Annotated in this window: 14 protein-coding genes; 9 read left to right on the forward strand and 5 right to left on the reverse strand. The window is 55.2% G+C overall.

Annotated elements, in window-relative coordinates; genetic code table 11:
• Window positions 1–25: 25 nt before the first annotated feature.
• A complete protein-coding gene (murJ, locus tag E0E37_RS08640; RefSeq protein ID WP_130862632.1) occupies window positions 26–1,654 on the reverse strand; it encodes a murein biosynthesis integral membrane protein MurJ in 1,629 nt (542 codons plus the stop codon).
• Window positions 1,655–1,911: 257 nt separating this feature from the next.
• Here murJ and E0E37_RS08645 point away from each other — a divergent pair, with 257 nt between their 5' ends.
• On the forward strand, window positions 1,912–2,709 hold the full coding sequence (locus tag E0E37_RS08645; protein WP_130862633.1) for a DUF368 domain-containing protein: 798 nt from the start codon (window positions 1,912–1,914) through the stop codon (window positions 2,707–2,709).
• Between the two features lie 5 nt (window positions 2,710–2,714).
• Here the strand turns inward: E0E37_RS08645 and E0E37_RS08650 are convergent, their stop codons facing one another.
• Window positions 2,715–3,923, reverse strand: a complete 1,209-nt coding sequence (locus E0E37_RS08650; RefSeq protein WP_130862634.1) for a hypothetical protein — start codon at window positions 3,921–3,923, stop codon at window positions 2,715–2,717.
• 216 nt (window positions 3,924–4,139) lie between these two features.
• Here E0E37_RS08650 and galU point away from each other — a divergent pair, with 216 nt between their 5' ends.
• Window positions 4,140–5,024 (forward strand): UTP--glucose-1-phosphate uridylyltransferase GalU, encoded by an 885-nt coding sequence (gene galU, locus E0E37_RS08655; protein ID WP_130862635.1) that lies wholly within the window; start codon window positions 4,140–4,142, stop codon window positions 5,022–5,024.
• Between the two features lie 96 nt (window positions 5,025–5,120).
• Window positions 5,121–5,291, forward strand: coding sequence for a 4Fe-4S binding protein (locus E0E37_RS08660; RefSeq protein ID WP_130862636.1), 171 nt, complete (start codon window positions 5,121–5,123; stop codon window positions 5,289–5,291).
• A 344-nt stretch (window positions 5,292–5,635) separates the two neighbouring features.
• Here the strand turns inward: E0E37_RS08660 and E0E37_RS08665 are convergent, their stop codons facing one another.
• The 3 genes from E0E37_RS08665 to E0E37_RS08675 form a co-directional block, all read right to left on the reverse strand.
• A complete protein-coding gene (locus E0E37_RS08665) occupies window positions 5,636–7,150 on the reverse strand; it encodes a glutamate synthase-related protein (protein ID WP_130862637.1) in 1,515 nt (504 codons plus the stop codon).
• A 466-nt stretch (window positions 7,151–7,616) separates the two neighbouring features.
• Entirely contained in the window at window positions 7,617–9,152 is a 1,536-nt protein-coding gene (locus E0E37_RS08670) for a flotillin family protein (RefSeq protein WP_330548562.1), read from the reverse strand.
• Window positions 9,153–9,297: 145 nt separating this feature from the next.
• Window positions 9,298–10,044, reverse strand: coding sequence for an NfeD family protein (locus tag E0E37_RS08675; RefSeq protein ID WP_130862639.1), 747 nt, complete (start codon window positions 10,042–10,044; stop codon window positions 9,298–9,300).
• 285 nt (window positions 10,045–10,329) lie between these two features.
• On the opposite strand from E0E37_RS08675, the gene E0E37_RS08680 reads away from it, so the two are divergent.
• The 6 genes from E0E37_RS08680 to E0E37_RS08705 all read left to right on the forward strand — a co-directional run bounded on the left by E0E37_RS08680 (window position 10,330) and on the right by E0E37_RS08705 (window position 17,355).
• Window positions 10,330–10,893 (forward strand): helix-turn-helix domain-containing protein, encoded by a 564-nt coding sequence (locus tag E0E37_RS08680; protein WP_246019675.1) that lies wholly within the window; start codon window positions 10,330–10,332, stop codon window positions 10,891–10,893.
• Window positions 10,894–11,363: 470 nt separating this feature from the next.
• Window positions 11,364–12,092, forward strand: a complete 729-nt coding sequence (locus E0E37_RS08685; RefSeq protein ID WP_130862640.1) for a hypothetical protein — start codon at window positions 11,364–11,366, stop codon at window positions 12,090–12,092.
• A 308-nt stretch (window positions 12,093–12,400) separates the two neighbouring features.
• Entirely contained in the window at window positions 12,401–13,963 is a 1,563-nt protein-coding gene (locus E0E37_RS08690; RefSeq protein WP_130862641.1) for an MBOAT family O-acyltransferase, read from the forward strand.
• Between the two features lie 52 nt (window positions 13,964–14,015).
• Window positions 14,016–15,155 carry a DHHW family protein gene (locus tag E0E37_RS08695; RefSeq protein WP_130862642.1) on the forward strand — a complete coding sequence of 380 codons (1,140 nt, stop codon included), beginning with the start codon at window positions 14,016–14,018 and terminating at the stop codon, window positions 15,153–15,155.
• Window positions 15,156–15,829: 674 nt separating this feature from the next.
• Window positions 15,830–16,231, forward strand: a complete 402-nt coding sequence (locus tag E0E37_RS08700) for an HTH domain-containing protein (protein ID WP_130861771.1) — start codon at window positions 15,830–15,832, stop codon at window positions 16,229–16,231.
• Between the two features lie 11 nt (window positions 16,232–16,242).
• The gene (locus tag E0E37_RS08705) at window positions 16,243–17,355 is read left to right on the forward strand and encodes an IS3 family transposase (protein ID WP_246019685.1); all 1,113 of its coding nucleotides are present in this window, start codon (window positions 16,243–16,245) and stop codon (window positions 17,353–17,355) included.
• Window positions 17,356–17,605 lie beyond the last annotated feature (250 nt).

Below are 17,605 nucleotides of genomic sequence, written 5' to 3' on the forward strand. Positions count from 1 at the left end.
GATAACTGCTTTGGATAACTGCAGATTACGGGCGTCTGCGCGCCCTTTTTTTCAGCGGGTCGAATAAGCCCCTGATGAGATTGATCTCCTCTATTTTGCTGTGGCAGAGAAGAAGCCAGTAGATCAGCACCGCCGCCAGTACGCAGAGAGCCAGCAGGACCATGCGCGGCATCCAGATGTGAGCGTCCAGAAAGCGGTAGAGCATCCAGGAAGCGCCCACGGCGATGATCGAGAACAGCGTGATCGCCCACGCTTTTTCCACCGTACCGCGAAGGCGGACTTCACGGTGGTTCTTTCGGAGAAAACACCACAGCAGCAGCGAGTTGACAGCCGCGGCGTAGCTGGAAGCCAGGGCGAGACCGCCGTGCTCCATGGGCCCCACCAGCAGAAGGTCCAGGCCGATGTTGACCACGGCGCCTGCGGCGGCGCAGAGCACCGGAGTGCGGACGTCGCCCAGGGCATAATAGATCTTCACCAGCAGCGCGTTGGCCGCCACAAAGGTCAGCCCTGCAGAATACCAGAACAGAGCGGGCGAGGTCATGGCAACGGAAGCGCCGTCAAAGCTGCCGCGCTCAAAGACTACCTGGATGACCTGATCGCTGTACAGCATGGCTCCCAGCGTGAACGGCACGGAGATGAGCATGGTCACGTTCATCCCCTGGGCCGCGATGGCGCTGAAATGATCGTGATCGCGGGTCAGCCGGGCCTGCGTCATCCGGGGATATACGATGGTGACCAGGATCATCACGGTCAATGTGGACAGCATGGTCATAAACACATTGCCGTAATCCAGAGCGCTTACGGCTTCCGGCGAAAGGCCGGCGGCCAGCAGCTTATCCACCAGAGCGTTGATCTGATTGATACTGCCGCCCACGAAGACCGGAAAGGACAGGGCGATGATCTCCCGTGCGGCCTGCCCCGTCGTACTGTGGACGGCGTCTTTCTGCAGTTCCTGATCCCGACGCCCATTTCCCTGCCGGTCATGATTCCGCCGTCCATGGCCGCAAAGGTAGCGAAAGCCCCGGCGCCAGGCCAGGATCAGAATGCCCCCGGCACGGAAGGCACACCCGAGAAGTACGCCGAATACCAGCAGGTAGTGAGACGTATGGGCGCTGATCACCGTCAGCGCGATGATACACAGCGTCTGCCCGTACCCGATGAGTATCTGGGGGAGAAATACGTTCTTATACTGCAGGAGCGCTTCCAGCAGCGTGGCCGTCGAATTAAAAAACAGAAAAGAAAAGGAGACCTTCAGATAAAATCCGGTCAGAGCCACCGTCTCCTCCGAGAATTTGTAGCCGATCAGGCGGGCCAGAAAATCTGATCCGAAGATCCCTACCAGAGAGGACACGGCGGACACCAGAAACAGCAGGTTTAAAGCCTGGCTGGTAAACCGGTTGGCCGCAGGTTCTCCTTCCAATTCGTATTTTCTTGAATAGATGGGCATATAGGCTGTGGCCACCGCTGAAAACAGCGCGCCGAACAGCATGACCGGTATGTCCTGCGAAAGCGTGAAGGCCGCCTTCACATATCCCGTACCGTAGTAATTGGCCATCAGCATGGTGCGTATGAGCCCCACCAGCTTTGATCCCAATGTCAAGATCCCCATGATGACGGCCAGCTGCGCCGCCGTCAACTTTTTTTCTGTTATCATTCTATTCCCCTGTTTCCTCTTTGCGACCCCTGAAATGCAAAACAGCAGTCCGCAGCCCACGCCGCTGTCTCCGCTGCTGTTCCTACCACTGAGTTTAGCATTCCCGGGAGCCGCCGTCAAATTCTTATGCGGGATAGCCGCGGCGGGCGGTTTACATTTTCCGCAGATCCGCTATAATAAAAGAGGTGCTTACGGCGGAAGGACAAAAGATCTGTTCTGCCTGCGGCAGGCGAAAAGAGTGAGGGGTTAACAGAGGGATGAAAAATGTACTGAAGGGGATCATAATCGGGGCGGCAATGCTGGTGCCCGGCGTGAGCGGCGGCACCATGGCCATCATTTTAAATGTATACGATCGGCTGCTGCGGGGCGTCAGCAATTTCACGAAGGACGTAAAGCGCTACGGCGTACTGCTGCTGCAGTTCGCTTTCGGCGGGCTGGTGGGCATCGTGGCGCTGTCGGGACTGCTGCTGGATCTGGTGACGGCCTACGAGCGGACGATGATGTATCTTTTTCTGGGAGCCATCGCGGGCAGCGTTTTCCCACTCTACAGAAAAGCCACCATAGACCGGGTAAAGCCCGTGAATATAGTGGCTGCGGCGATTGGATTCATCTGCTGCGCTCTGATCATGTTCATACCGAAGGAACTGTTCAGCTTCGGCGCGGAACTGACGGCGTCCAGCTTTTTCATGCTGATCCTGGCCGGCGTTATCGTCGCCGTGGCCATCGTGCTTCCGGGGATCAGCGCTTCCTACGTGCTGCTGATGCTGGGAATGTACGATGTGACGCTTCACGCCATCCGATATATGGAGCTGTTTTATCTGGCTCCGCTGGGCATCGGCGCTCTTGTGGGCACCTTTGTGACGGCGGGCATTCTGGAGCGGGCCATGCGCCGGCACCCCCAGTTTACGTACATGCTGATCATCGGTTTTGTGCTGGGTTCGCTCATCGACGTGTTTCCGGGTCTCCCGGGGACCGGAGACGCGGTATCCTGCCTGCTGGCCGCAGCAGCGGGATTTGGGACGGTATACTGGCTGGGAATGAAGGCCAGGGATTAGGAGACTCAGTCCACACGCAGCGAGTCCAGAAAATCGTCAAAGTCTTCAAAATCACTGTGGATAAACTCGTAGAGCACAGGCTCCTTGAACTCGTATTTTGCCGTGGGCAGGATCAGAGCGTTCAGGGGGCTTTTTTGCAGCCCGATCTCCACCTCGCGGATGGCGTTAAGGGAATAGGCCGCCACGATGAGCTGTCCGAAATCAGACACGTAGTAAAGACCGTGGATATCGTCGTTGAGACGGAATATCCTCTGGTTGACGTGGCTGTTGTTGCGGTTGAATTCCATGTAAAGACGGCCGTTTTCGTGTGAAGTCATCATGAAACCGGCGCTGTGGATGGTAAAGTCCAGATCGAAGTCGTCGGGATCGGCCAGGATCTCGAAGACCGTAACGAATTCCGGACGTGCCAGCATCATGCTGACTTCCGCCACCGTGACGGGAAAGGCGGATTTTCTGCGGGCGCTGAGGACCAGTCCGTCCTCCGTGGTGATCTCCGACATGATGAGTTTGTACTGGGAAGAGGTCTCCACCAGCGATTCGCTGAGGTAAGAGATCTCTCCGTCCGCATTGATGAATTCTTCAATGGTGTTTTTGCAGAGGGTACAGGGCCGGAACTCGCTGAGCTCGCCGATGTCCTCCGTTCTGGCGTTGGGCGATGTGAGAATGGACATGCCTTTGCGGTCCTTGCCAAAAGCCCGCATGAGATAATAGTGGACCAGCTGATAGTCGCTCTCGATGGGAGTACAGCACTTCCGGACCAGCAGGGTCCTCTCTTTTCTCGTGAGCGAGATCGGTTCGTCCAACAGAAAGCCGTACTCCTCACGGCCTTCCGGCAGCGGCTTGCGGAGCCGCTTCGTGTCTTCCGCGAAGCTCTGGACGAGATAGCAGGCTTCCTTTTCCGTCAGCTCCACCTTTTTGCCGCCCAGACCGCCGATGACGGATTTTTCAAGAATGGCAAGTCCGGCGCTGTCGCCGCCGGTCAGACTCTGATAATTCTCCAATCCAAACTCCTCCGCATCAAAGTAAAAAAACTGATGCAGATCGGTACAGTAGATCGTATTCGCCATTTTCCAGTGTATATAAAGACCGACCACCCCCATGAGGCGTGTGTCGGTGACAAATGCGGACACGAATTCCCGGCTGTCTCCAGGAGAGGGATTGGGATGACCTCCCTTTATCAGCTTCAGGTTTGCGCGTTCTGTCCTTTGATCCAATGAATCGTTTCCTCCTTATACTGCCGGGAGACGGGAAGGCCCGCCGGACGCCGGCTGTTTTGCCGGATCGGATTATTACCGGAGCCAGCTATTCATAATAAAGTATACCCTATTTCAGGGGAAATGTGTTAAACTATATTTGCAAATTGAGGAATTGTAGAAAAAGGGCCGGAAGACCGCTTCACAGGCGGCGGAACGGCCTCAGGGGAGAAGAGAATGAATGTAAAAAAAGTGCGGAAAGCGATCATTCCCGCGGCGGGGCTGGGAACCAGATTCCTGCCGGCGACGAAGGCGCTTCCCAAAGAAATGATCCCGATCGTGGACAAGCCCGCGATCCAGTATATCGTGGAGGAGGCGCTGGCCGCCGGCATTGAGGAGATCCTCATCGTCATCGGCAGAGACAAGGCGGCCATAGAAGACCACTTTGACAAATCCTATGAGCTGGAAAAAGATCTGGAGGAAAGAGGAAAGACCGGACTCCTGCAGGCGGTGAGCAAGATATCGGACATGGCGGACATCCATTATATCCGTCAGAAGTCGCCGCTGGGTCTGGGGCATGCGGTGAACAAGGGCCGCGTCTTCGCGGAGGGCGAGCCGGTGGCCGTGCTGCTCCCCGACGAGATCATGGATTGCCGGACCCCCTGCATCCGCCAGATGATCGACGTGTACGAAGAGTACGCCTGCACCGTTTTGGGCGTTCTGCGCGTCCCCGAATCCGAGGTGGAAAACTACGGGATCGTGAAAGGCGAGGAACTGGAAAAGGGACTTTACCGCGTCATCGATATGGTGGAAAAGCCAAAGAGGGAAGAAGCTCCCTCCGATCTGGCCATCATTGGAAGATATGTCATCACTCCGGAGATCTTTGAGGCGCTGTCGGAGATCCGTCCGGGAGCGGGAGGCGAGCTGCAGCTGACGGACGCGCTCCGTCTGCTCCATGCAAAACAGGGCATGCTGGCCCGGACGGTGGAGGGCAGCCGTTACGATTCCGGAAGCAAGGCGGGATTTTTGCAGGCTACTGTGGAGCTGGCCCTGAAACGCGAGGACGTAGGTCCGGAATTTCGGGCGTATCTGCGCAGGATGGCGGAGGAAGGCCGTATCTGACGGCGGCAAAAAATGAAACTGCGGCATAAAGCAATATGACGTGATAATAAGATGTGAAACAGGCGTATCTGCGCGGGAAAGGGGAGAGAACAGGAGATGGTGGTAAGAATCAGAGAAGATGTGTGCAGAGGGTGTAAAATGTGTATCCGCATCTGTCCCTCCCGGGCCATCGAGATGAAGGGCAGCACGGCCTTCATTAACGGGAAATGCACGGGATGCGGCAGCTGCGTCTCTCTGTGCCCCATGGGGGCTATCGAGAAGGAATGAGAGAACAGGCCGCCCCATGGAATAGACGGAATTATAGAAGAGAACGCCCGGCAAAATTTATAAACTTTGCCGGGCGTTCTCTTTTTTATGGGCAATTCAGACAGCGCCGTTCCGCCTTCGGGCGGTCTGCCGCAGCGCGTTGGCCCGTTGCTGGACGGTCTGCCGCGCAGGTCCACGGCGTTGGCCTGCTGCACAATTTTTTTTATTAATACTACGGCGCCCACCGAGATCTACATTCCCTCCCTACACGACGTTCTTCCGATCTGCCGCAGCAGTCCGGCCCGCGGCGGAGGAGTTCCGGCATACGGGTCCCCGCCGGATCTCCGAATGTCCGTCTGGCCGGACTATATGCCTGCCAGCAGTTCCCTTGCTTCCGCGGTCAGCGGGATCAGATCGTCCTTGTTGACGCAGGACAGGCGGAATTTTCTGTTCAGAGCCGCAAAATGCTGCAGTCCGAATGAAATTCTGTTTAAATAAGAGTAAACGCCTATGGCGCCGGTGGAGAACTCCGAGGCTTCTTTTCCGTAGAGATACCGCAGATCGGGGATATCGGCGAAGATCTCTTCAACGGAAGCGCCGAAGGATCGGAACATGGGCGGGATCTCACCTGACCGGATCCGGCTGCCGATGCTTTTGCCGGTCATGGCCGCCGCCATGGAAGAACGGCACAGACCCACCGCCGCGATCTCTCCGTCCCCCAGGGCCAGCGCCTTATAGACCTGATCTTCCATGGAAAATCCGCCGGTAATGACCAGGGCGGGCAGTTGGAGCCCCTCTTTTTTCAATCTTTTCGCGATGCGCACCACCGTCGTTTCCAGCATGACGGCGGGCTGTCCCCATTCGTTCATCATTTTGCAGGGGCTGTACCCGCTGCCGCCGCCGGCTCCGTCAAAGGTGACCATATCCGCCTTTACGGAGGCGGCGATGCGTATGACGCGCTCCACGTCGGCGGAGTCGTACCCGGCCATCTTGAAATACACATTCTTCAGCCCCGCCCTGCGCAGGTCGGCGATGCGCCCGCTGAGATAGTCTTCATCCCACAGAGGAAGTCTGTCGTAGGAGTAGAAATTGGGGCACACATCCCGCCGGCAGGCGTCCTGGATCTCAGGGGAGGAGGGATCGGGATGCACCAGCACGCCTTCGGAGCGTTTTCGGAGAGCTTCCTCATAACCGCCCCTGAGCAGATGGGCGGGCTGCGTGCCTTTGGCAGACTGGCCGAATTTGAATTCGATGCCCTCTACATTGTGCGCGGTCACGGCGTATTCCGGCAGGCCGCAGAGATCGTCCTCCACATTGCACTGCAGGATGATCTGGCCGTAGCCCCGATCGTATTTGCGGAAGGAATCTAAAATCTGTTTCAAAAAGGGAAAGCCGGTGATCTTTCCGTCCTGGTAGACAGCGTCGGGATCCTTGCTGCGGGAACCCTCTCCGATCACGCAGCTGACTCCTGCCATGGCCGCCCCGCCGAAGTAGTCCTGCCAATTGAGCTTGATCAGGGCGGGAAGAATGATGGGAAGAGCCATTTTGACCGGATGGGTCTTGCCGTAGGTGACGCCCAGATCTACGTTGAATATCTGTGCCTGCTCATAGACCGGGGGAACGCCTTCGGCCCCGAAGACCCGTCCGTTGATGTTGAAAATGGAGTAATCGATGGGATAGTTCTTTTCTGACGCCACCTGATTGGAACCTGTGGTGGTGGGATAGACGGCCTGAGCGCCGAGTACTGCGGAAAGAGCTATCTCGCAGGTGCCGGGACATTCCTCCGTACAGAAGGAGCACATACCGGAGAGCGGCGATATCTGTTTACTGCGGTTCACGGTGTTGTTGAAGGCGGAGCCCAGACTGGGTGTAAAGGACATTTTATTACCTCCTTTATCAGAGTGCAAATGAAAGCAGTAGTGAAATTACCTGTAATATACCATATCAGCATTCTAAATGCAAAGCTGTATCAGGCGATACGCGGAAAAGGAAAATAAATATAATATGCCAAAAGAGAGCGCCGTTTGTATCTGCTGATACAACGGCGCCGCTTTCTTTGTGCTACATTTATCTAAATCAAACGGAACGCGCAGCGGCCGGTGCACAGGCTGCCGCGGGAAAGGAGACGAGAAATGTCCAGCCGTCATATCAGTCATAGAAAAGACCCAGAGCATCTGAATGGATGCTCTGGGTCTTTTACAGCCGGTTTCTGTCTTTATTGTCTTGATTGACTTTATTGGCTTTATCGGCTTCGCTGGCCTGATGATTTTGATGCATTAGCCTGCGATCTGTTCTGCCGGTGATCTTTTTTGCCGGTGATCTTTTTTGCCGGTCATCATCGGACGATCATCGTCTCAGCCTGGGCCGCGTTACGCGGGGGCCTGTTTCCTCCGTGTTCTCGGCGCCGGGCACCGGGGCGGACACGGAGACGGAGCTGGATGACGCCGCGGAAGCGGCTTTCGGCGCGGGACCCTTCAGGTCCGCGCTGTCCACTGTGGGAGCGGCCGGCGCGTCTTTTTCAGACAGTACATCCGCCGATACCACATCGGCTCCTTCCAGGTCTTTTCCCAGGAAGTCGGGCAGCTCCATACCAGCCTGACGGAACAATTCGTTCATAGGCGGGATGGATTTCATCATGCCGGAGAGAAAATTCGCCGTGGCGGTCTTTCCGTCGCCGGCCGCGCCGTTGTTGCTGTCCCAGACGGTGACCTTGTCGATCTTGATATTCTTGATGGCTTCCACCTGGATCCTGGTGAGGTCCTCCAGTTTGTCTGCGATCATCAGCTTGACGGCGGCGTCTGCATTGTCGCCTGCCGCTGCTACGAGACTCTTGATACCGGCGGCCTGACGTTCCAGGATCTCCTGGGCGCCGCGGGCTTCCGCTTCCATCTTGGCGAAGATGGCGTCGGCTTCACCGCGGGCTTTACGGCGCAGGACTTCAGCTTCCGCCTCAGCGGAGATCTCGGCCTGCTGTTTTTTGATCTGTGCGGTAACGATGACGTCGGCCTGCTGAGTGGCTGTTTCCAGCTGAGCACGGGTCTGCTCTGCTTCCTGCTGAGCGATATAGGCTTCCTGTTTCGCCTTCGCAGCCTGAACGGCCTCGGCGGCGGTAGCGATCTTCAGGGCTTCCGCTTCTTTTTCTCTTCTGTTGGCTTCGGACTGAGCCACGTTGATCTTCGCGGTGTTTTCACCGTCGATGGCTGCAGCGTTGGCTGCGGCTACGTTGATACGCTGATCTCTGCGGGCGTTGGCCTGACCGATCTCTCCGTCTCTGTCCTTCTCTGCCACGCTCTTTTTCGCATCGTTGATAGCCTTGGCGGCCGCTTCCTTACCCAGCGCTTCGATGTAGCCGGACTCGTCGTTGATGTCGGTGACGTTTACGTTGATCAGACGAAGACCGATCTTTTTCAGTTCGATCTCTACGTTGTTGGAGACGGCGATGAGGAACTTGTCTCTGTCCGTGTTGATCTCCTCGATGTCCATGGTGGCGATGACCAGACGCAGCTGTCCGAAGATAATGTCCTTGGCCAGCTCCTGGATCTCAGCCAGCTTCAGGCCCAGCAGACGTTCGGCGGCGTTCTGCATGACGCCGGATTCCACAGAGATGCCCACGGTGAAGCGGGACGGAACGTCTACACGGATATTCTGCTTGGACAGAGCGTTTTTCAGATCCACGTTGATGGACATGGGCGTCAGGTCCAGATACTGATAGGACTGGAGGACGGGAATGATGAAAGCGGCTCCGCCGTGGATGCAGCGGGCGCTTCTGGTGGAACCGTCCTTGTTGGCCCCCACCTTACCGTAGATGACGAGGACCTTGTCGGAAGGGCACTTCCGGTACCGCGAGAGAATGGCGATGATCGCTGCCAGCAGGACCAGCACGATAACGCATACTGAGATAATTACTCCAAAACCAATAATTCTTCCTCCTGATTTTCAGATACCACTTGATACTGTTTTTTATGCCGCCGGCCCAATGTGCGGCGAAACGCCGGAAACCGGGCGGGCCAACGGTTTAAGGATAAAATTAGTTATCTTCCTCCGCGACGAGAACGCCGTTTCGGAAATCTACGATGCGCACCGCCGCCCCCGTGGGCAGGGTGTTGTCGCCGTCAGTCACCGCCTCGCATTCCAGAAAACGTCCCTGGAGATAGACGGTCAGCTTGCCTTCGCCTTTGCCTCTGGGCGGGATGGGAATGTATACTTTGCCCGTCTCGCCGATGGCGTTTTTGATATCCACGTTGCCGCTCTCCGTCAGCTTGCGGGAGACCTGAACCAGTTTGGCGATGGCAAACATGGCGATCAGCCCGAAGAGGATGCCCAGCACCACGCTCAGCGTAGTATTGGCTCCCGAGGTGATCGAGGCGATGGAGGACCAGCCGAAGACTGTCATGAAGGCCACGATGCCCTGAAGGGTGAACAGTCTCAGCGTGGAGAGATCGGCGGGGTTGCCGCCGTCGGTAAAGTGCTGGCCTCCCTGCACATTGCCCATGTCCGTCGCGTCGGCGATCTCTCCCATGTCGGGAGCTCCGTCAAAGGAGACGTCCACCTGCCCGGCGTCAAAGCCGCCGGACGCCGCGGAGACATCCAGGCCTCCCGAGTCCATGCCGCTCAGATCCAGTCCGGATGTGTCGCTGACGTCGACTCCCGCGCCGCTGTCCATACCGCCCAGCATGGACATAATGGTCTGGATGACCAGGATGAGCGTGGACGGAACCGCAACGCAGTACAGAACCTTGACAAGAGTATCCAGACTATTCCACCATTCAATCATTGTAAACCCTCCTTCTGTACTGTGATGACACTGTATCGAAATCTGTCGAATGTGAGATGAAAATGTTTGAAATGTAAATTTTATTTACCTAAATTATAGACGAATAAAAATGTGGTGTCAATATGACTTTTTATTTTTTATAAGGGACATGTCTTGAAATTTAAGGATTTTTGGGAGACGCACGGGTGCGTGGAAAGAGAGGAAAAAGTTCTTGCAATTGCCGCCAGCCTTTGCTACAATAAAGGTAAATCAGATTTACTCAAACAAAAATGAAAAAGGCTGGAGATGAAGGTCATGGATGCTGCCGAATTAGGAAAGAGAATAAAGGAAGCGCGGCTGGCCAGAAAGATGACGCAGAGCGAAGTCGTGGGCGATTTTATCACGAGGAACATGCTCAGTCAGATCGAGGGCGGCACGGCTACTCCTTCGATCCGCACGCTGGAGTACCTCTGCGAGGTACTGAACGTGCCGATGAAGCAGCTTGTAGTGGATAGTCCGGAGGATGAGCTGGATCTGCTCCTGCGGGCGAAGGGCCTGCTGAGCAAAGGGGAATACGCCAGGACGATCGAGCTGTGCCGGGGCTATCCAAAAGAACTGTCCGACGAGTTCTGCGCCATTCTGGCGCGGGCTTGTCTGGGAAACGCCAGGAAGGAGGCCGCACAGGGGAATCTGAAAGAAGCGGCGGCTTTGACGGAGAGCGCTTTGGATCATTCGCAAAAGGGGATTTATGCCAACGATACATTGAAAACGGAAGCGCTCCTGTTTTTGAACGAAGTGGCGGAAAAGCTGAGCAGCTACTATCTGAAACGGATCGGGGAAAACAGCGGAGCAGGATCGGAAAATCACTGAGATCAAGGCTTGTCAGGTGGGCGACAGATGGGATCGCGCCCAGGGGTCGGGTTGTTTGTCAGGGGAAAGTATAAGAGCTGGATAAAATTGTTTGGGTAAAAAGAGGATATCGCGGGAACAAAATCCCGGGATAGGTAGTCAAAAAAGGGTACGCACTGAAAAGCGCGGCCCTTTTTTGTCGCCGCCGTACGGTTGGACGCCTGTGTGGGCAAGCTGCGGCGGACGCGCCGCAGGGAATAAGGCGAGGCGGACGCGCCGCGGCGAATAAGCTGAGGCGGGCGAGGCTTGGTGATACGGCCGCCTGCGCTGCGGCGTCCCGCAGGGTTCTGCGGAGGCGACACGCGGTGGCGGTCGTGGCGCGCAGTGGTAAGGCGCTGCGGCGGATAAGACACTGCGGTGGACAAAATGCTGCGGTGGACGCGCTGGTGCGAATAATGAAAATCATAGAGAAATGGAAAGAGGAGAACAAAATGAAAAAGAGATTATTTGCCGCTCTGCTGGCGTTTACACTGGTGTTTGGTCTGGGGGCCTGCGGGTCCGGAGACGGGAAAGATCCTGAGAACGGGCAGAAGCCGGGAGTGGAGCAGGGAGAAGATGACGGGAACGGAGGAGACGAAGATCAGTCCGCTGACGGGGACGTGGGCGCTCCGGACGGAGACGCCGGCGGCGATGCAGACAGCGGATCCGGCGGACCGCAGACCGGCGGGAGCGGCGACGCAGATAAACCGTCTCAGGGAGCGCCGAAACCGGGCGGAACGCAGGGAAATACTTCCGGGGGCAGTGGCTCCCAGAGTGGAAACACGTCCGCAAAGCCGGCGATCAGCGGCAGTTTCAGCGAGATCATCAAAAATATTTACGACAAGACAGGCTACGATGTGCAGACATCCGAGACAGAGGTGACCGCGGACAACGCCGAATACTATCTGGGCAGCAGCGACATTAAATTTAAAAAAGCTCTGGCCTCAGAACCTATGATGTCGTCCATCGCACACTCCGTCGTTCTTCTGGAGGCAGAGGACGGCGCCGATCTGGCGGCTATAAAGAAAAAGATCAAAGAAAACGTCAATGGTTATAAGTGGGTGTGCGTAGGCGTGGAAGACGAGAATATCCTCGTGGGAAATGTGGGAAACTATATCCTGCTGGTAATGGATGAAGACGCGCAGAGCTTCATGGATGCCTTCACGGCCATGGGGAAATAAGCCGTCCATAACCAACGGCGCCGACGGGACAGAGCGGCGCAGAGCGCAGAGAATAGCGGCGTTCAGAGAGAATGGCGCCGCGGACTGCGCAGTTCCAGTTGGAGAGAATGGGACCGGCCGGAGCTAAAGTTGCGAAAGGAATGAGCAGTTCAGCCGGAGAGAACGGCGTCGGCCGGAGCTGAGGCAACGAGCCGAAAGAATTGAGAGATTCCGGCCGGAACGCATTGAATCGGCCGGACAGGATGACGCCGGCCGGAAGGCCGGCGTTCGCTGTCCCGAAAAAATGAAAGAGAAAGAGAGAGAATTCCGTGCTGTTTTCAAGTGTGAGTTTTATTTACTGTTTCCTGCCGGTGTTTCTGGCGGCGTATTTCGTCGTCCCGGCCCGGCTGAAAAACGGGGTTCTGCTGTTGTTCAGCCTGATCTTTTACTTTGCGGGCGAGCCCGTATATATATGGATCCTTCTGTTGTCTTCCGTATCTGACTACCTGCACGGCAGGTTCATCGGGAGCAGACCGGGCACTCCGGCGGCCAGGGCGGCGCTGGTATCCTCCATCGCCGTCAATATCGGACTTCTGAGCTTTTTCAAATACTCGGATTTTTTTATCAATACTGTGAATTCGCTGACGGGAAGCGGGTTGGAACCGCTGGGACTGGCGCTGCCTCTGGGGATCAGCTTCTACACGTTTCAGACCATGAGCTACACCATCGATGTGTATCGGGGAGAAGTGCCGGCGCAGAAAAGCCTGTCTGACTTCGCCGCTTATGTCACCATGTTTCCACAGTTGGTAGCGGGACCGATCGTGCGCTACCGCACCGTGGCGGAGGAACTGGAATACAGGAAAGCGTCCTTTGGCGGCTTCGCGCTGGGCGTCCGTCGGTTTACCGTAGGACTTTCAAAGAAAGTTCTGCTTGCAAACGCCCTGGGTCAGCTGGCTGAGGCAGCGGCGGAAGGGACTGCCGGCGAACCGTCGGTGCTGCTCTACTGGCTGGGAGCGCTGGGCTTTATGATGCAGATCTATTTCGACTTTTCGGGTTATAGCGACATGGCCATCGGACTGGGCGCCATGATGGGATTTACCTTTCCGGAAAATTTTCGTTATCCTTTCACCGCCAGAAGCGTGACAGAATTCTGGAAGAGGTGGCATATGACGCTGGGCGGCTGGTTCCGGGATTATGTGTACATCCCTATGGGCGGCAACAGGAAAGGCCGGCTGCGTTGGATCTTCAACGTGTTTGTCGTCTGGTTCCTCACCGGCTTCTGGCACGGAGCCGGATGGAATTTTATCCTGTGGGGTCTATACTTCGCCGTGCTGTTGTGTCTGGAAAAATTTGTGTTCCGGATCTTTCTGGGAAAATGGGCGGTGACAGATCGGATCTATACGCTGCTGGTGCTGGTCGTCAGTTTCGTGATCTTTGATTCGGTGGATGTGGCTCAGATCCCGGTGCGGATCAAAGGAATGCTGGGTATAGGAAGTACGCTCACAGGTAATCCCGCCGCGGTCCTGCCCCTGTGGAACGATTATGGAGTCTATTACCTGAAAAGCTACGCGGTTTTGCTGGCGGTCTCCGTCTTCGCGTCCACTCCGGCTCTGGCGCTGATCTGCGGAAAGCTGGATCGTCTGGCGCGTGGGGGATCGGAGGATGGAACGGAAGGTACTGCGGCCGGCAGGATTGTGGGCGGTCCGGAAGATACCATGGAACTCAAAGGGAAGGAAGATACCAAACTGCAGACGAAAACCGGGAGAAAAAGCCGGGCGGCACAGGTGCTTCTTGCGGTGGGAGAGCCGGTCGTGTTGACAGCGCTGCTGCTGCTCTGCACTGCGTATATCGTTGATTCTTCCTTCAATCCGTTTTTGTATTTCCGATTTTAGCGGAAATGGTCCACGGCCTTCAGGCAGCTGGATCCGCAAGAGAGGAGAGTAAATGCGAGAAAAAATAGTAACTGCTGTGTTTTGTACCACGCTGGCGGCGGTGTTTCTGATCAACATCGCCACACCGGATCAGGCCTTGTCCTATTCGGAGCGGCGCGCCCTAATCCAGCGCCCGTCCTTTGATCGGGAATTTCTTTTTTCCGGTGAGGCCCAGGAGAAGACGGAGGCCTGGATGCTGGACCAGTTCGCTTTTCGCGACGCCTTTCGGGGGCTTTCCGCAGCTGCGGATCTCAAACTGTTCCGAAAGAAGGACAGCAGCGGTATCTACGTGATCGGAGATCAGGTATATAAGATGGATTATCCGATGAATGAACAGAGCGTAATTGGTCTGGCCCGGAAGATGAACGAGATCGCGGAGATGTATCTGAAGGACTGCACCACGGCCTTCGCAGTCATACCGGATAAAAGCGCTTATGCGGCCAAGGACGCGGGGTATTTAAATTACGATCATTACGAGCTGACGGGACTTCTGGGAAGCGAACTGATCCCGGAGTTTTTCAGCCATATCGATCTGTTTCCGGCGCTCACCGCAGATGATTATTTCCGTACGGATCTGCATTGGAAGCAGGAGGGACTGGGTCAAGTTCTGGAGCGGATCGGCGCATTCTTCGAGGTGGACTTTCCCGCAGCGTCCGTGGGCAACAGTGTCGAGGCATGGAAACAGGCCGGGTATCAGGTGCATTCCTACGCTCCGTTTTATGGCGCGTATTACGGACAGGCGGCGCTGAACCTGCGGCCGGATACGCTGAACTATTTCTCAGATCCGGTGATCGACAGCCTGACGGTGGAAAACATGGATACTCAGGCCGGCCCGGAGGATCAGGTCATATATAATGAAACAAAATTGGGCAGCATCGATTCCTACGAGGTATTTCTCTCCGGGAACTCTCCCCTGATCACCATTGAGAACCCGCGGTCCGCCACAGACAGAGAACTCATCGTATTCCGCGATTCCTTCGGAAGCAGTATCGCTCCCTTCCTGGCGGAGGGTTACGCGAAGGTGACGCTCATCGACCTGCGTTTTGTGGGCTATGAGAGGATCGGTAACTTTGTAGAGTTTTCCGATCAGGACGTGTTGTTCCTCTACAGCACGGGCGTAGCGGGCAGCAGCGATATGATAAGAAAATATTGATCTCTCCTTTTTGGAGAGCGGGAGGGGTGCGCGGCTGGCATGAACATTAAAAGAGGCGCCGCAATCACTGCGGCGCCCCGAATCTATTTTCATTTTATATCTATTTACAGCTAGCAGCGGCGTCTGGGGTAGCAGCGACAGCAGCAGCTTCTGCCGCAGTCACAGCCAAACCTGCCGGTCTGGCCGACTACATAGCCGATAACCAGAGGAATAATGAAAGGCATATCATCCCCTCCCTTCCTGACATCAGTATATGCCGGGAAGAGATATGTGTGCCGCTCCCTTTCCCTTGGTCCATCCACTTTTATCGGAAGATGTTAAAGATCACGTATGAGAAATATGGAGGAAAGGCCAGAATGACCATTATGGGAAGAAGAACGACGACTTTAATAGGATGATCAGGAATGACCGGCGGATCTTCGGGCTTATCTTGTGGAAAGCCCTGAGGGTAAATCGGTGAAATCAAGATTTTTTTCTCGATTTCACCGATGAAGAGCTGTTAAATAGGTGAGAATCAATTTTTTTCTGCGTATTATACTGTACCCATAAGTGTGGACACGACCAGATTTTAGATACCCCAATTATGGACACACAGCCCGCTAGGGTTTTGGTGCATCCTGCAAAATAGACATTCGCTTTTGTGTATGGTACGCTAGGGACATCAGGAGGTCGTCATGAGCAAAATACCGTTCACAGAAGAGCAGATAAAACTGCTGCAAGAGAACCCATATACCTACAACGTTACACCCAACACCCTCTATCTCACGAAAGAATTCAAGGAACTCTTTTATCAAGAATATAGAAAGGGGAAGCTGCCCCGGCAGATCCTTGAGGAGCATGGATTTCCGATGAGCATTCTGGGCGAGAGCCGGATCAGCGGTATTTCTTCCATGATCCGCAAGGAAGCAAAGCGGCCGGAGGGGTTCCGGGAAGGTCCCACGAGCAGGAGAGAACTGCCCCTAATTGGGGATACGCCCGAAGCGGCGATCCGTGACCTTCTGCATGAGGTACAGTACCTCCGTCAGGAAGTTGAGTTTTTAAAAAAAATTACCTCGATCAAGAATACAAGGAAGTAGGTGCATTGCTAATGAATGAATCTTCCTTTGTATTTGAAGTGATCGATCAAACGATCGCGGTCGGAGAGCCCCCGCTTTGTGTGTCAGAACTGTGCCGGATCGCAGGGGTATCCAGAAGCGGCTATTACGCCTGGGTAAAAGCGGCTCCGATCCGGGAACGGCGAGAGGCAGCGGATCGCAGAGCGTTCGATCAGATTCTTGGCGCTTACAAGATGCATGGCTACACCAAGGGGGCCCGCGGCATCCATATGGCGCTGCTGCATCAGGATCCACCCGTCGTCATGAATCAGAAGAAGATCCGCCGCTTGATGAACAAGTACAACCTGTCGTGTCCGATCAGGAAGGCGAATCCCTATCGGCGGATGGCCAGGGCGCTGAAGACGGACAACGTTGCGGAGAACTTACTCCGGCGTGAATTTGAATGCTATGGACCGAGGACGGTGCTGCTGACGGATATCACGTACCTGCCTTACAACGGGACATTTGCTTACCTGTCGACCATTCTGGATGCCTTTACGAAAGAGATCCTGTCGTACGTAGTGAGCGAATCGCTGGAAATGGACTTCGTTTTGGAGACAGTAAAACAGCTTGTTGATCGGCATGGCATCGCGCTCACCGCCGAGACGATCGTTCATAGTGATCAAGGGTGCCATTATACCAGCCACTGCTTTATCAACCTCCTGACGGATAAGCAGCTGCGGCGTTCGATGTCGCGGAAGGGCAATTGCTGGGATAATGCGCCACAGGAAAGCTTCTTTGGCCATATGAAGGATCACATCAAGGAAAAACTGGGTGAGTGCAAGGAATGGAAGGACGTAAAGGCGGTGGTGGACGAATACATGGATTATTACAACAACCGGCGATACCAGTGGGATCTGGCAAAGCTTTCACCAACCGAGTTCTATGAATTTTGTACGACGGGAATGTATCCATTAAACATTCCCAACAAACCGGCTGTGCCAGCTGCGCACAAACCGGTTTGCGAATTGGGAGCGGAAGCGGAGCCAGGAAACAGCACGCCTGGCTGTGCAGTCGGACAGCCTTGCACAAAAGGAACAGGCGTCAGTTCCAGCTTCCCTGCGAAGGACAATGCAAAGGATAACGATCAAAGAAAGAGCACCTGAACATGCTGTCCATGATTCAGGGCACACAAAAAGCAACTGTCTAACATGCAGGTTTATCCAAACCTTGATTCCATAAAATAGGGAAATCAAAAATTGATATTGTCCTTGACATGGGGTACCATTCATATTCACCTATTTCGCGGCAGATATTGAGGGGATATCGCTGATTTCCGAGGGGATTTCGGTGATATTCATTTTTTTTTGCTGTTTTCACCTATCCTCTGTGCGCCGCCCGTCCCCGTCCTCAGCC

Origin of the sequence: Bacilliculturomica massiliensis, assembly GCF_900605495.1 — a bacterium.
In the GTDB taxonomy this organism is placed as follows: Bacteria; Bacillota; Clostridia; order Peptostreptococcales; family Anaerovoracaceae; genus Bacilliculturomica; species Bacilliculturomica massiliensis.

What these genes read in the sequence shown, in the direction of transcription:
- murJ (WP_130862632.1), bottom strand. Translation starts at nt 1,654, where the DNA reads ATGATAACAGAAAAAAAGTTGACGGCGGCGCAGCTGGCCGTCATCATG.
- E0E37_RS08685 (WP_130862640.1), top strand. Translation starts at nt 11,364, where the DNA reads ATGAAAAAGAGATTATTTGCCGCTCTGCTGGCGTTTACACTGGTGTTT.
- E0E37_RS08645 (WP_130862633.1), top strand. Translation starts at nt 1,912, where the DNA reads ATGAAAAATGTACTGAAGGGGATCATAATCGGGGCGGCAATGCTGGTG.
- E0E37_RS08665 (WP_130862637.1), bottom strand. Translation starts at nt 7,150, where the DNA reads ATGTCCTTTACACCCAGTCTGGGCTCCGCCTTCAACAACACCGTGAAC.
- E0E37_RS08660 (WP_130862636.1), top strand. Translation starts at nt 5,121, where the DNA reads ATGGTGGTAAGAATCAGAGAAGATGTGTGCAGAGGGTGTAAAATGTGT.
- E0E37_RS08680 (WP_246019675.1), top strand. Translation starts at nt 10,330, where the DNA reads ATGAAGGTCATGGATGCTGCCGAATTAGGAAAGAGAATAAAGGAAGCG.
- E0E37_RS08675 (WP_130862639.1), bottom strand. Translation starts at nt 10,044, where the DNA reads ATGATTGAATGGTGGAATAGTCTGGATACTCTTGTCAAGGTTCTGTAC.
- E0E37_RS08700 (WP_130861771.1), top strand. Translation starts at nt 15,830, where the DNA reads ATGAGCAAAATACCGTTCACAGAAGAGCAGATAAAACTGCTGCAAGAG.
- E0E37_RS08695 (WP_130862642.1), top strand. Translation starts at nt 14,016, where the DNA reads ATGCGAGAAAAAATAGTAACTGCTGTGTTTTGTACCACGCTGGCGGCG.
- E0E37_RS08705 (WP_246019685.1), top strand. Translation starts at nt 16,243, where the DNA reads ATGAATGAATCTTCCTTTGTATTTGAAGTGATCGATCAAACGATCGCG.
- galU (WP_130862635.1), top strand. Translation starts at nt 4,140, where the DNA reads ATGAATGTAAAAAAAGTGCGGAAAGCGATCATTCCCGCGGCGGGGCTG.